General features: G+C 65.3%; 12 protein-coding genes. All 12 read left to right on the top strand.

Going from position 1 to position 14,193, the window contains the following annotated elements:
- The first annotated feature begins 415 nt into the window (after positions 1–415).
- The 12 genes from J4G32_RS14880 to J4G32_RS14825 all read left to right on the top strand — a co-directional run bounded on the left by J4G32_RS14880 (position 416) and on the right by J4G32_RS14825 (position 14,189).
- A complete protein-coding gene (locus J4G32_RS14880) occupies positions 416–2,443 on the top strand; it encodes a M23 family metallopeptidase (protein WP_210496094.1) in 2,028 nt (675 codons plus the stop codon).
- 6 nt (positions 2,444–2,449) lie between these two features.
- On the top strand, positions 2,450–3,367 hold the full coding sequence (locus J4G32_RS14875) for an AEC family transporter (RefSeq protein ID WP_210496093.1): 918 nt from the start codon (positions 2,450–2,452) through the stop codon (positions 3,365–3,367).
- Positions 3,368–3,466: 99 nt separating this feature from the next.
- Positions 3,467–4,159, top strand: a complete 693-nt coding sequence (locus tag J4G32_RS14870; protein ID WP_210496092.1) for a GntR family transcriptional regulator — start codon at positions 3,467–3,469, stop codon at positions 4,157–4,159.
- Complete coding sequence (locus J4G32_RS14865; RefSeq protein WP_210496091.1) at positions 4,156–5,649, top strand: aldehyde dehydrogenase family protein; 1,494 nt, start codon at positions 4,156–4,158, stop codon at positions 5,647–5,649. The genes J4G32_RS14870 and J4G32_RS14865 overlap by 4 nt, the downstream gene beginning before the upstream one ends.
- Before the next feature lie 45 nt (positions 5,650–5,694).
- Positions 5,695–6,441 carry a glucose 1-dehydrogenase gene (locus tag J4G32_RS14860; RefSeq protein WP_210496089.1) on the top strand — a complete coding sequence of 249 codons (747 nt, stop codon included), beginning with the start codon at positions 5,695–5,697 and terminating at the stop codon, positions 6,439–6,441.
- Positions 6,442–6,490: 49 nt separating this feature from the next.
- Entirely contained in the window at positions 6,491–7,969 is a 1,479-nt protein-coding gene (locus J4G32_RS14855) for an ABC transporter substrate-binding protein (protein ID WP_210496087.1), read from the top strand.
- A gap of 144 nt (positions 7,970–8,113) precedes the next feature.
- The gene (locus J4G32_RS14850) at positions 8,114–9,067 is read left to right on the top strand and encodes an ABC transporter permease (RefSeq protein ID WP_210496084.1); all 954 of its coding nucleotides are present in this window, start codon (positions 8,114–8,116) and stop codon (positions 9,065–9,067) included.
- Positions 9,064–9,921 (top strand): ABC transporter permease, encoded by an 858-nt coding sequence (locus J4G32_RS14845; RefSeq protein WP_210496081.1) that lies wholly within the window; start codon positions 9,064–9,066, stop codon positions 9,919–9,921. Before J4G32_RS14850 ends, J4G32_RS14845 begins: the two co-directional genes overlap by 4 nt.
- Positions 9,918–10,937, top strand: a complete 1,020-nt coding sequence (locus tag J4G32_RS14840) for an ABC transporter ATP-binding protein (RefSeq protein ID WP_210496078.1) — start codon at positions 9,918–9,920, stop codon at positions 10,935–10,937. Before J4G32_RS14845 ends, J4G32_RS14840 begins: the two co-directional genes overlap by 4 nt.
- Positions 10,934–11,908, top strand: coding sequence for an ABC transporter ATP-binding protein (locus J4G32_RS14835; RefSeq protein WP_210496073.1), 975 nt, complete (start codon positions 10,934–10,936; stop codon positions 11,906–11,908). Before J4G32_RS14840 ends, J4G32_RS14835 begins: the two co-directional genes overlap by 4 nt.
- Before the next feature lie 31 nt (positions 11,909–11,939).
- Positions 11,940–13,328: an amidase gene (locus J4G32_RS14830; protein ID WP_210496069.1), complete on the top strand. Its 1,389-nt coding sequence runs from the start codon at positions 11,940–11,942 to the stop codon at positions 13,326–13,328.
- 33 nt (positions 13,329–13,361) lie between these two features.
- Positions 13,362–14,189, top strand: coding sequence for a creatininase family protein (locus J4G32_RS14825; protein ID WP_210496067.1), 828 nt, complete (start codon positions 13,362–13,364; stop codon positions 14,187–14,189).
- The last annotated feature ends 4 nt before the right edge of the window (positions 14,190–14,193 follow it).

Here is a 14,193-nt window from a genome sequence, read left to right as displayed (position 1 = left end):
TATAAACGCCCCCGAAGAAAACAGCGGCAATCCCCGGAAAAAAACATGTCCCGGACAATGCCGCCAAATTCTAAGATAATTCAAACAAAGCAACCAAAACCAAAACCAGTGCGGCGCCCCGTCGATGGCCGCTTTATAAAGCCGCTCATCACGTCGTGTCAACGCTCATGTGAAACTTTTTTGACGCTTCAGAATGGTCACGGGTCTTAACCATAACCCGCCGAAAGCGAAGCTGTGCCTCACTGCCGACACACTGGCGCATGATGGACGAAGGGCCAGGGGCTGGTGTCAACCGGGAGCGTGCAGGTCACCGTTCCGGAATGCTGTCCAGGGCCGGTCTCCGCCCTCAGCCGGTTCGTCTCAGGGGCCGGATGGTCGTTGAGAGACGCGCCGATCCACGCTACACGAATGGTCCATGACTCAATCGCCCCCAGATGATCGCCGCGCCAAACGCTCCCAGCGAGAGAACGCGCGCGCATCCTTCGGCATCGACCTCGGGCATGAGGCTCCCCTCAATGCCGACGGCGAAACCGCCCGTCAGGTTGACCGACGCGACATCAACCTGCGCTGGCTTGGCGCCAGCATCCTCACCGGCCTGACCGGCGCCGCCCTGATCGGCGCCTCCATTTATATCGCCCTCGAAGGCGCGACGACGACGGCCGAGCCGCCGGAACGCGTGGCGGTGGAATCCTCACCGGCGCGGGATGGAGAGGATCGCGCCGCCAACACGCCGCGCAAGGCCGACCGCCTCAACCGGTCGGAGACGACGGTCACCGCCAAGCAGACCTTCAAGGCGCCAATGACCATCCGAACCGGGGACCGCGAATCGATCAAGGTGCGCCAGTTCGTTCGTGTCGCCACCAACCTGTCCTTGACCGCCGGGACCTACGCCACCGACATCCCACCCTTCAATCCACTCCGGCTGTTCGCCGAGGATAAGGAGATCAAGGTCGCCGAATCCGCACCGGAGATCTCTGACGCCGACGTGTCGGTCGTCCGGCGCGATCTGGCGCCCCTGACTGTCGAGGCCAGTGCCCCTGCCCTGACCGACGACGACGTGCTGGCGACCCTGGAGGAGGAGCGCCGCGTCTCTGCCGAGGTCGGCCGCCGCACCTCGGTGCCGATACCCGCCCAACAGATGCTGTCGCGGGCCTTGCGGCAGCCGGAGGCGCTGGGCCAGGCCCTGGGCTATGCGGGCCTTGTCGACGCGCCGTTCAGCACCATCGAGGTCCGCGTGGTGCCCGAAAACGTCACGAACCTTCCCAAAAGCGACCAGCGGGCATCGAGCCCCCTTGTCGAGGAGCGGGACGTGACGATGAAGAAAGGCGAAACCCTCGAGACGACGTTGCGCGCCTATGGCGGCAATCCAGAGCAGATCGCCGCCATCACGACCGCGCTCTCGGCGCGCATCAAGGTGGCGGGCCTTGGCGAAGGGCAGCGCCTGCGAATCCTGATCGCCCCCGGCCCCCGGCTGGGCGATCCGCGCCAGATCGTCCGGGTGCTCGTTCTCGGAGAACGGGGGATCGAAGGGATCGCTGCCACCAATGACCGCGGCGTTTTCGTGTCCGTGACGCCGATCAACGACGACGCCAAAGGCTCCCCCGCCGACGACGACGAGGAAGAAGAGGACAGCCCGGGCGGCATCAAGCTCTACGACAGCCTGTATGAGACAGCCCTGAAAAACGAACTGCCACGCGAAAGCGTCAACGATCTGGTCCGCATCTTCGGCTACGATGTCGATTTTCAGCGTCGGGTCACGCCAGGCGACACGTTCGAGGTGTTCTACGGTGCGGATGAAGACAATGCCCCACCGGAAATCCTCTACGCGGCGCTGACCGTGAACGGAGAGGCGCGGCGGGTCTACCGATACCAAGGCGACGACGGCACCATAGACTTCTTCGACGAAGCCGGACGCTCCCTCAAGAAATTCCTTCTGCGCAAGCCCATCTCGGAAGGCATCCTGCGGTCCGGATTCGGATCGCGTTACCATCCGATCCTCGGCTATTCCCGTCCCCACACGGGCGTCGACTGGGCCAACCGCATCGGCACGCCGATCCTGGCCGCGGGCAATGGCACCATCATCAAGGCGGAGTGGGATTCGGGCTACGGGCGCCGGGTCGAGCTGCAGCACACCAATGGCTACGTCACGGCCTATTCGCACATGTCGGGCTTCGGCAAGGGCGTGACGCCGGGAACCCGGGTGAAGCAGGGGCAGGTGATCGGCTACCTGGGCAATACAGGCCTGTCGACGGGCCCGCACCTTCACTACGAGGTGATCATCAACGGCAGCTTTGTCGACCCGCTCAAGATCCGGTTGCCGCGGGGGCGCGAGCTGGAAGGCCGCAGCCTGGCCGATTTCAGACGCCAGCGCGAGCAGCTGGACGACCTCATGAGTCACGCGACTGCCTCCGCCAGCCTGTCCCAGCGCGCCGAGCTCCGTTAAGCCCCGATGCTGGACCTTCTGACGATCGTCCTGCCGGTCTTCGGGCTGATCGCGATCGGCTACCTTGCCCGCAAGGCGAATCTCATCGCGGAACGGACGGGCGAAGGCCTGTCGGAATTCGTCTTCAAGCTCTCCCTGCCCTGCCTGATCTTCAGGACCCTCGTCCATGCTGAGATTCCCGCGGTCCAGCCGTGGGGCTACTGGATCTCCTACTTCGCCGGCGTCGCCGTGGTCTGGGCGGCGGCAAGCCTTCTCGCCCGCCGCATGTTCGGCTTGACGGGAATCGCCCAGGTCGTCGCTGGTTTCTCGGCCGGACAGGCGAACACCGTTTTCGTGGGCGTCCCGATGATCCTCAAGGCCTATGGCGACGCCGGCGCCGTTCCGCTGTTTCTTCTCATCGCCATCCATTTGCCCATCACCATGACGCTGGCGACGATCCTGGCCGAAGGGCGACAAGCCTCCGTGTGGCTGATCGTCAAGCGGCTCGTGACGCACCCGATCGTGGTCGCGATCCTCGCCGGCTCTGCCTTCCGCCCGCTCGCATTCGCCATTCCATCCGGAGCCTGGCAGGTGGTTGACCTGCTCGCGAGCGCGGCGATTCCGTGCGCTTTGGTCTCGATGGGCATTGCTCTTTGCCGCTACGGCATTGCCGCCGGCTGGACGCTGCCGTTCTTGATCTCCGCCCTCAAGCTGATCGTTCACCCTCTGATCGTGCTGCTTCTGGCCCGCTACGTCTTTGGCGTGCCTCCTGTCTGGACGGGTGTCGCCGTGCTCTTCGCCTCGTGCCCATCGGGAATCAACGCTTACCTCTTCGCGGAGCGTTATGGCGAAGGGGTTGCGCTGGCATCGAGCGCGGTCGCCCTGTCGACCGCCCTTGCGCTTGGGACGACGCTGTTCTGGCTGGCAGTCCTCGGCGTCGGTTGAACCCCTCGCGGGCTGACGGTCCACGCCGTTTCGCGTGCGCACGCCTGCCGGCCGCTGATCGCCGTTGCGGAACTTCTGTATCCTGGATACGATCCTGGCATGAGGTTGCACGATCGTCCTCCCGCCTTCACGTGGAACAGCCAGGCTCGTCTTCTCGACGAGGTGGCGGACGTTTTACGTGAGCGGATCTATGCGGGCACCTACCGGCCTGGCGACGTGCTGCGCCAGGAATCCCTGGCGACGGAATTCGGCATCAGTCGGACGCCCCTGCGGGAAGCACTTCGCGTGCTGGAACGGGATGGCCTTGTCCATCACCAGGCCGGGCGGGGCGTGAAAGTGGCCTCCGCCGACCGGGCGAGACTTCTTGACGCTTACGCGCTGCGAGAAGTGGTGGACGGGCTGGCCGCGCGCTTCGCGGCCGAGAGGGCAGATCGCGCAACCATCGAAGCTCTCGACGGGCTGGTTGCCCGGCAGGTCGAGATCGTGGCCCCGTGGGAGCCGCGGGTCTACACACAATCCAACGTCGATTTCCACCTTGCCGTGATCGCAGCGGCCAGAAACGAATTTCTCGACACGCATATCCCCTTGGTGCGCATGACGTCGCAGGTCTTCACCCCGGCCTATTCCCTTTCGCTCGACAGGGCTCTCCAAGGCATCGGCGAACATCGCCATATTGTCGAAGCGATCGCCGCCGGAGACGGTGCGGCCGCCGAGCGACTGGCGCGGGCGCATATCCGCGAGACCATGACGCGCCTGACCAGGGACGTGCCGACCGGGGAGGAGACCTCATGACGACATCCCTGCACAGCCTGCGCGAACAAACCTCGCCCCGCACGAGGACAATCGAGACCTACCGGCATCTCATCGGGGGGCAATGGGTCGAGGCTGCCGAGGGCGGGAGCCTCCCGCTTCAGGATCCCTCCGACGGGAGCCTGCTGGCGGAGATCGCGCGCGGGACCTCGGAGGATATCGACCGCGCCGTCATCGCAGCGCGGATGGCCCTCGCGGGGCCATGGGGCCGGATGACCGCGACGGAACGCGGCCGCGTGATGCAGCGCATTGCCGAAGCGGTCCTGGCTGAGGCCGATACTTTGGCTGACCTCGAAGCCCGCGATGTGGGCAAGCCTCTCAAGCAGGCACGCGCGGATGCCGTCGCGCTGGCGCGCTATTTCGAATTCTACGGGGGCGCTGCCGACAAGGTTCATGGCGACACGATTCCCTATCAGGCGGGCTTCACCGTGATGACGCTGTACGAGCCGCATGGGGTGACCGGCCACATCATTCCGTGGAATTACCCGATGCAGATCATCGGCCGCAGCCTCGGCGCAGCGCTCGCGATGGGAAATGCGGCCGTCGTCAAGCCGGCAGAAGAAGCCTGCCTGACGATCCTGGCTTTTGCCCGCATCGCGGAGGCTGCAGGCCTTCCGGCCGGCGCCCTGAACGTGGTCACAGGAACCGGGGCGGAAGCGGGCGCCGCCCTGTCTGCGCATCCCGGAATCAACCACATCTCGTTTACCGGCTCCCTGCCGACCGGAGCCCTGGTCCAAGCGGCCGCCGCGATCAATGCGGTGCCAGTGACACTCGAACTCGGCGGCAAATCTCCGCAGATCGTCTTTGCCGACGCCGACCTTGAGCGCGCGTTGCCGGTTTTGGTGATGGCGGGCATTCAGAATGCCGGCCAGACCTGCTCGGCTTCGTCACGGATTCTGGTGGAGCGCCCCGTCTACGAGACGGTCGTCGCAGGCATGGCGGAACGCTACCGTGCGCTGCGCGTCGGACCCGCCCTGGCGGATCTCGACGTGGGTCCTGTCGTGTCGCATCGGCAAAAGGGAATCATCGATCGCTACATCGATCTGGCGCGCGACTCGGGCCTGACGATCGCCGCAGAAGGAGAGATCGTCGCCGGCTCCCCCGCTGATGGCGCCTATGTGCGTCCCACGCTCATTCGCGACGTGCCGCCGGCGCATCGCCTCGCGCGCGAGGAGATTTTCGGTCCTGTCCAGGTCATCATGCCGTTCGATACCGAAGAGGAGGCCATCGCGCTTGCCAACGGGACGCCGTTCGGTCTCGTCTGCGGCATCTGGACTCGCGATGGCGGCCGCCAGTTTCGCCTCGCTCATGCGATCCAGTCCGGGCAGGTCTTCATCAACAATTACGGCGCGGGCGGTGGCATCGAGCTCCCCTTCGGGGGCGTCAAGCGCTCCGGTCACGGCCGGGAAAAAGGGTTCGAGGCATTGTACGGTTTCGGCGTACTCAAGACCGTGTCGCTCTATCACGGCTGACACGCCTTTGATGACGAGAGAGACCAGCAGCATGGGGAAACGAACGTGAGGCTCAACGGAAAGACCGCGCTGATTACGGGCGGCGGGTCGGGATTTGGCGAAGCGATGGCAAAGACCTTCGCGGCCGAGGGTGCACAAGTCGTCGTTGTCGACAGGGATCTGGCCGGCGCCGAACGGGTTGCGGCCGATATCGGTACTGCGGCGCTCGCGTGCCGGGCGGACATCGCCATCGAGGCAGACGTGACGGCGGCGGTTGCGCAAGCCATCAGCCATTTCGGCGGCCTCGATATTCTGGTCAACAACGCGGGCATCGGCCATAAGCCGCAACCCGCCGAGGCGGTGGCGCCGGACGTCTTCGATGCCTTGGTGGGCGTCAACATCCGCGGCATCTACCTCGCGTGTCGGGCAGCCATTCCCCATTTCAAGGCGCGCGGCACCGGCGTCATCCTCAACGTTGCCTCGACGGGTGCTGCCCGACCCCGGCCAAACCTTGCCTGGTATAACGCGACGAAGGGCTTCGTTGTCTCCGCCACCAAGGCGCTCGCGATCGAGCTGGCACCGCACAACATCCGCGTCGTAGCGCTCAATCCGGTGGCTGGCGAGACGCCGCTGCTGAAGACCTTCATGGGCGAAGACACTGCCGAAATCCGGCAGAAGTTTCGCGATTCAATTCCGCTCGGCCGATTGCTGCAACCGAACGAACTTGCCGACGCAGCGGTCTTTCTCTGCTCGCCCGCAGCAGGAATGATCACCGGCATCGCACTGGACGTGGATGGTGGCCGATCGATCTAGACCGACGGCGCGCCTCACTCATCAAGACCACACAAAAGGGGACGACAGAATGAAGAGAATTCTCCTCGCGGCCATGACCACCACGGCTTTGCTCGCATCCGCCGGCGCCGGGTTTTCCAAGGACACCCTGACCGTGGGCGAGGTTCTCGAACCACCGGGTCTCGATCCCACCGCCGGGGCGGCCTCCGCCATTCGACGGGTGACCTATTCCAACATCTATGAGGGGCTCGTGCGCATCGATGGCCAGGGCAATCTCAAGCCAGGCCTCGCCGAGAGCTGGACCACCTCGCCCGACGAATTGACTTACACGTTCAAGCTTCGCCAGAACGTCAAGTTTCATGACGGCACGCCATTCGATTGCGCGATCGTCAAGTTCTCGTACGACCGGGCGACGGCGCCGGACTCGACCAACGCGCAGAAAGGCTTGTTCGAGCCCATCGCGAAAACCGAATGTCCCGACCCATCCACCGCCGTCGTCACCCTGAAACGCCCGACCTCCACCTTCCTGTTTGGAATGGGCTGGGGCGACGCCGTCATGATGGCGCCGGGATCTGCCGCCACCAACAAGACCAAGCCGGTCGGGACCGGCGCGTTCCGCTTCAAGCGCTGGGTGCAGGGCGACCGCGTCGAGCTGGAACGCAATCCGGATTACTGGGGCACGCCGGCGAAGCTTGCGGGCGTGACCTTCCGCTTCATCAGCGATCCTTCGGCCGCAGCCGCAGCTGTCCTTGCCGGGGACATCGACGCATTTCCGGAGTTTCCCGCGCCGGAGCTTCTGGAGCGCTTCAAGGCCGACAACCGCCTTCAGGTCGAAGTCGGCACTACGGCCGGCAAGGTTGTTTTCGTTCTCAACAACGCGCGCAAGCCCTTTGACGACGTGAAGGTCCGGCGTGCGCTGGCCCACGCCATCGACCGCAAGGCACTGGTGGACGCAATCAGCTCCGGCTACGGCGCGCTCATCGGTTCGCACTACACGCCGGTTGATCCTGGCTATCTGGACCTCAACAGCGTCTATCCGTACGACGTCGCGAAGGCCAAGGCGCTTCTCGCCGAAGCGGGGGTCAAACCCGGCACCGTGATGACCATCGTGCTGCCGCCCCCGGCCTATTCCCGTCGCGGCGGTGAAATCATCGCCGGCATGCTGAGCCAGGTCGGCCTGCAGGTGAACCTCGTGCCGATGGAGTTCGCCCAGTGGCTCGATCAGGTCTTCAAGCGGTCCGATTACGAGACGACGATCATCGGCCATACGGAAGCCCGCGATCTCGATATCTATGCGCGCGACACCTACTACTTCAATTACCAGAACCCCGAGTACAAGGCGTTGTACAAGGCCTACACAGAAGCCAAGGACGAGACCCAGCGCATCGAGCTGCTCGGCAAGCTGCAACGCAAGCTCTCGGACGACGAGCCCAACGTGTTTCTTTATGCGCTTCCGAAAATCGGCGTGTGGGACAAGAAAGTGCAGGGGCTTTGGAAAAACCTGCCGATCCCGGCCAACGATCTGACGGCCGCGAGCTGGGCGAATTGATCTTCGCACAGCACAGCCATCGTCCCGCCCTCGACAAGGGCGGGACGACTTCCGCGAGGAAGAGCAGGGCCTCGCTCACTGGCGCGCAGGAAACTCGCGCGTTCGATGCGAGCGTCATGGGCGAGACGTCACGGAGACGAGATCGTGCTTAGCTACGCATCGGGACGGCTGATGTCTCTCGTCCTGACGACCCTGGCTGCCTCGGCGGTGGTGTTCGTCCTCATGCAGGTTCTGCCCGGCGATCCGGCGGCGGTGATGCTTGGGGTCAACGCCCAGCCCGACACGCTTCTGGCCTTGCAGAAGCAGCTCGGTCTCGATCGGCCCCTGTGGATCCGCTATCTGACCTGGATAGGATCCTTCGTCATCGGCGATTTCGGCACCAGCTACACGTACTCGGTGCCGGTGGGAGAACTCATCGCGCCGCGGGTGATGGTCACCCTGCCGCTTGCCCTGATGGCCATGACCCTGTCGGTGGCGGTGGCGATCCCCGTCGGCGTCTTTGCCGCGTCCCGGCGCGGCCGCGTCGGCGACGTGGCCAGCATGGGCGTGGCACAGATCGGCGTCGCGGTTCCAAACTTCTGGCTCGGGCTGCTGCTCATCCTCTTCTTCGCGCTCAAGCTCGGATGGTTTCCGGCCTCCGGCTTTGGCGGATGGGAGAACGGCCTCTGGCCGGGGTTGCGGTCGCTCATTCTTCCCGCTGTCGCCCTGGCGTTGCCGCTGGCCGCCATCCTCTCCAGAGTGACCCGGTCGTCCGTGATCGAGACCCTGAGCGAAGATTTTGTCCGCACAGCCCGCGCAAAGGGCCTGACGCGAACCGCCGCCCTCTGGCGGCATGCGGTTCCCAACGCGCTGATCCCCGTCGTGACGATCATCGGTCTCCAGTTTTCGTTTCTTCTGGCTGGCACGATCATCATCGAGAACGTGTTCAACCTGCCTGGCCTTGGCCGCCTGGTCTTTCAATCGATCGCCCAGCGCGACCTGATCACCGTGCAATCGCTTGTCACGCTGCTGGCAGCGAGCGTGATCGCGGTCAACTTCCTCGTCGACCTCGCCTATGGCTTTATCGATCCGCGCCTTGCCCAGGGGGGTGAGCGATGAGCGGGTCCGCATCACGAGGGTCTGCATCCCTGCGGATGTTGTCCATGAGCCGCAGTCTGCTGATCGGCGGGCTGGTCACGGCGGCGATCGTCGGCATGGCGCTGGTCTCGCTGGTCTGGACTCCCTATTCGCCGACCGCGATCAACATTGCGAAGAAATTGCAGGGACCCAGCCTCACCTACTGGCTCGGCACGGACGCGTTCGGCCGCGACGTCTTTTCGATGATCATGGTCGGCGCCCGCAACTCCATCCTCGTCTCGGTGGTGGCCGTTGCGGTTGGTGCGGGGATCGGCGTTCCGCTGGGCGCGCTGGCGGCCGCGCGCGGCGGCATGATCGACAATTTCGTCATGCGCCTGACCGATCTCGCCTTCGCGTTTCCGGCGCTGCTGACGGCGGTCATCATCACAGCAGTCTTTGGGCCCGGAGCCTTCAACGCGATGCTGGCCATCGGCATCTTCAACATTCCGGTTTTCGCCCGCCTGACGCGCGGATCGTCACTGGGCTTATGGAAGCGCGAATATGTGCTGGCGGCCCGGTGTGCCGGTCGCGGCGACATCGCCATTACGCTCGACCACGTTTTGCCCAATATCGGCCATATCCTCATCGTTCAGGCGACCATCCAGTTTGCCCTCGCCATCGTTGCGGAAGCTGGCCTGTCATATGTCGGTCTTGGCACCCAGCCGCCGCAGCCAAGCTGGGGCAAGATGCTGAACGACGCGCAGACCTACATCTACCAGGCTCCCTTGCTGGCGGTGTTTCCGGGATTGGCCATCACGTTCGCGGTGCTGGGTCTCAACCTTCTTGGCGACGGATTGCGAGACCTCCTCGATCCGCGGATCCGGAGGCAGAGATGAACGAGCCCTTGCTCGACATTCGTCGCCTGACCGCGCATCTGCAGATCGGACAGAAACGCGCGGAGCTTCTCTCCGATATTTCGTTGACGGTCCATCGTGGCGAACGCCTGGGCATTGTCGGCGAGTCGGGCTGCGGGAAATCGCTCACCGCGCTCGCCGTCATGGGTCTTCTGCCCGCGCGCATGACGCTGGGTGGGTCGATCCTGTTCGACGGATCGGATCTCGCCCGCATCGACGAGGCCGCCATGTGTGACCTGCGCGGACGGCGGATCGCCATGGTGTTCCAGGAGCCGATGACCGCGCTGAACCCGATCAAATCGATCGGCGCGCAGATCGCCGAGGGCATCCGGCTTCACCTCGGCGCGAGCCGGGCGGTGGCCGAGGACGCGGTCCGGCGTCTGCTGGATCGGGTCGGATTGCCGGCGCCCCGCTTCAACGGCGATCTCTACCCGCATCAGCTTTCCGGCGGCCAGCGCCAGCGGGTGATGATCGCCCTCGCGCTCGCCTGCGAGCCCGACCTGCTGATTGCCGACGAGCCGACAACGGCGCTCGACGTGACGGTGCAGGCGCAGATCCTCGACCTCATCGACGATCTCGTGGACGAGACCGGCATGGCCCTGATCCTGATCACGCATGATCTTGGGGTCGTCTCGGAAATGACGGAGCGCATGGTTGTCATGTATGCCGGCCGGATCGTCGAGAGCGGCCGCACCGAGGATGTCTTTCGGCAGATGAGCCATCCCTATACGCGCGGCCTGTTCTCGGCATCCCCACACGGGGCAGCCCTGGTGGCGCGTCGGCCGCTGGGAGGGCCCCGCCGCCGCCTCGCCTCCATCCCCGGCGTGGTTCCTGATCCGACGAACCGGCCGTCTCATTGCGCCTTCGCCGACCGCTGCGGATTCGCACAGGACGATTGCCGCGCGGCCATTCCGCCGCTGTCGGTCCTTTGGCCGCACGAATCGATTGACCACGCGGCAGCCTGCTTTCACCCACAACGGGGGAAGGTGCCGGCATGAGCACACCCCTGCTTGAGGTTCGAAACGTCGTTCGCGACTACACGCTGCCGCGTCCGTCCCTGTTCTCAAGGCCCGTTGCATTGCGGGTTCTGCATGGGGTGAGCCTCACGCTCGGTGCGGGGCAGAGCCTGGGAATCGTGGGCGAATCCGGATCGGGCAAATCCACGCTGGCACGTACCGTCATGGCGCTCGATCGCCCGCAGGAAGGCGAGGTTCGCATCGACGGCGAAAACCTCTACGCGCTCAGCCGGACCGATCTGCGCGCCGCCCGCCGAAAATTCCAGGCCATCTTTCAGGACCCCTACGGTTCGCTTGATCCGCGCCATTCGGTTCGACGCATCATCTCCGAGCCGATGCGGTCTCTGGAGGCAGGGCAGCCGGGGACATCCCGGTCTGATAGGATCGGCGAGGTCCTTGATGCGGTCGGATTGTCGCCGGCGGCGGCTGACAAGTATCCGCACGAGTTCTCGGGCGGCCAGCGCCAGCGCATCGCCATCGCCCGGGCCCTGGTGACGCGTCCGGCCCTGATCGTGGCGGACGAGCCCGTCTCGGCGCTCGATGTGTCTGTGCAGGCCCAGGTGCTGAACCTGATGATGGACCTGCAGGAACGGTTCAATCTCGCCTATCTGTTCATCAGCCACGATCTTGGCGTGGTGCGGGTCATCACGGATCGCGTGGCCGTCATTCATCTCGGGCGGATCGTCGAGGAAGGGCCGACCGGCGAGGTGTTCGACGGTCCACGCCATCCCTACACCCAGGCGCTCGTCGAGGCGGTGCCCAAGCCGTTCGCTGGCCGCCGGCAGCGGGGGAGATCCGCGAAAGGCCACGCATCCGTCGCCGCATCGGGCGCCGCGGGTGCGGGCTGCCCCTATGAACCGCAATGTCCGCTGGCGCAGCCCCTCTGCAGCATGGAAGCGCCGGCCCTGCGCCTTCTTGCGCCCGAGCATTCAGCCGCCTGTCATTTTGCCTGACGGTGCGCCCCCTCTCCTGGAGTTCTTGACCATGACCGCCCTCGCCGATCTCTCAGCCATCGACCTCGTCGCGGCCTATCGCGAGAAAACCCTGTCGCCGGTGGACGTCACAGAAGCGGTTCTCGCGCGAATCGCGGCTTACGAACCGCATCTGTGCGCCATGTGGGCCCTCGATCCGGCAGGCGCACGGGAAGCCGCGGTGGCGTCCGAAGCGCGGTGGCGGGCAGGGACGCCGGCGGGTCCGATCGACGGCGTTCCGGTGACCATCAAGGAGAATATCGCCACCAAGGGCACGGCGGTTCCGCTCGGCAGCGCGGCAACGACCCTGACGCCCGCACCGGCCGACGCGCCGGCAGCCGCCCGCGTGCGCGAATCGGGCGGCATCATTCTCGGCAAGACCACGATGCCCGATCTCGGCATGCTGTCATCCGGCCTGTCGAGCTACCATCAGCTCGCGCGCAATCCCTGGGACACGACGAAAAATCCCGGCGGATCGAGTGCCGGCGCCGGTGCGGCGGCTGCCGCCGGCTACGGGCCGCTGCATATTGGCACCGATATCGGCGGCTCGATCCGCCTGCCCGCCGGCTGGTGCGGGGTCGTCGGGCTGAAACCGTCTTTCGGCCGGGTTCCCATCGAGCCGCCGTTTGTCGGACGCGTTGCCGGACCGATGACCCGCACGGTGGCCGACACCGCCCTGTTCATGTCCGTGCTGTCGCGGCCCGACCCCCGCGACGGCATGAGCCTCCCGCCCGCCGAGATCCCGTGGCTCGATCTCGACATGGACGTCAAGGGATTGCGCATCGGCCTGTGGCTGGAAGCGGGAATCGGCTCCGATCCCGAGCCGCAGGTGAAAGCCGTCCTCGAGGCGGCGGCGCGTCGGTTTGCGGATGCGGGCGCCATCATCGAACCGGTGAAGCCTTTCCTGACAAGCCAGATGCTGAACGGCCTCGACAGCTTCTGGCGCGCGCGATCCTGGTCCGATCTGTCACGCCTCACACCGGAGATCCGCGCCAAGGTGCTCCCCTACATCACCGCGTGGGCAGAGACCGCCCGGCATCTCAGCGGGCCGGAGGTCTATAACGGCTTCTCGCAGATCGGGGCGATGCGCGATGCTGCGCTGGCAGCCTCCCGCAACCTCGACTTCATCATTTCGCCGACGGCGCCGATGCCGACTTACGATGCGGAATGGGCCTCGCCGATCAACGATCCTGAACTGCCCTTCGAGCATATCGGCTTCACGGTCGCCCTCAACATGTCGGAGCAGCCGGCGGTTTCGGTGAATGGCGGCTACACGACCGAGGGACTGCCGATCGGCCTGCAGATCGTCGGCCAACGCTTCGACGATCTCGGCGTGCTGCGCCTCGCCCGGGCCTTTGAACAGCTGCGCGAGCCGCAGCGCCCTTGGCCGATTCTGGCCTGACAGCACAAGACGACCGGAAACAGGAGACAAGCAATGACGATGGAAGTGGAATGGGCCCGCATGACTGCGCCCGATCTTCGGGCGCTGGCGGCGCGCCCCGGCGCGCTCGCCGTTCTGCCGGTCGGCTCGCTGGAACAGCACGGCCCGCACCTGCCCGTCATCACCGACACCGCCAGCGCCAGCGCTGCGGCGATCCGGGCGGCGCACCTGGTGGCGCAGGAGTTGCCCGTCGCCGTCCTCCCCGGATTGTGGCTTGGACTCAGCGAACACCATCTCCCTTTCGGCGGCACCATCAGCCTCGACTACGACGCCTATCACGGCATCCTGCGGGGCGTTGTGCGTTCGCTCAAGGCGCTTGGATTCGCGCGTCTGCTCATCGTCAACGGCCATGGCGGCAACGTCGACCCGCTTGCGGTGGCCATTCGCGAACTGGCGGTCGCCTATGAGATTCCGATCGTGGCCACGACCGCATGGTTTCTGGCACCGGACGAGGTCGCCGAGATCTTCGAATCCGATACGGGGCCCAAACATGCCTGCGAGGGCGAAACCTCGATCATGATGGCAATTGCCGGCGACACCGTGCGCGCCGACAAACTGGACGAGGCCATGCAACAGGCCCCCCAGCCGATTGCGGCGCCCGCCGGGTTCTCGCGATTCTACTCGTTCTCAGAGCGTGCTCCCGTGACCGGCACCTGGGGCGATCCCCGCACGGCCACCCGCGAGAAGGGGGAGCGATTCCTCGCCATCCAGGCCCGTGAGCTCGCCCGCGCCATGCGCGATCCGCAGCTGTGGCTGACGCCCGATCCCGTCTGGCAACCGGGTCGGGGCCAGCTCACCACTGCGGGCAAGGTCGATCGATAGCCAA

The sequence above is a fragment of the Microvirga antarctica genome (assembly GCF_017921815.1).
Lineage (GTDB): Bacteria > Pseudomonadota > Alphaproteobacteria > Rhizobiales > Beijerinckiaceae > Microvirga > Microvirga antarctica.
The sequence above is the reverse complement of the archived record's forward strand: the minus strand, read 5'-3'. Positions and strand labels throughout refer to the sequence as shown.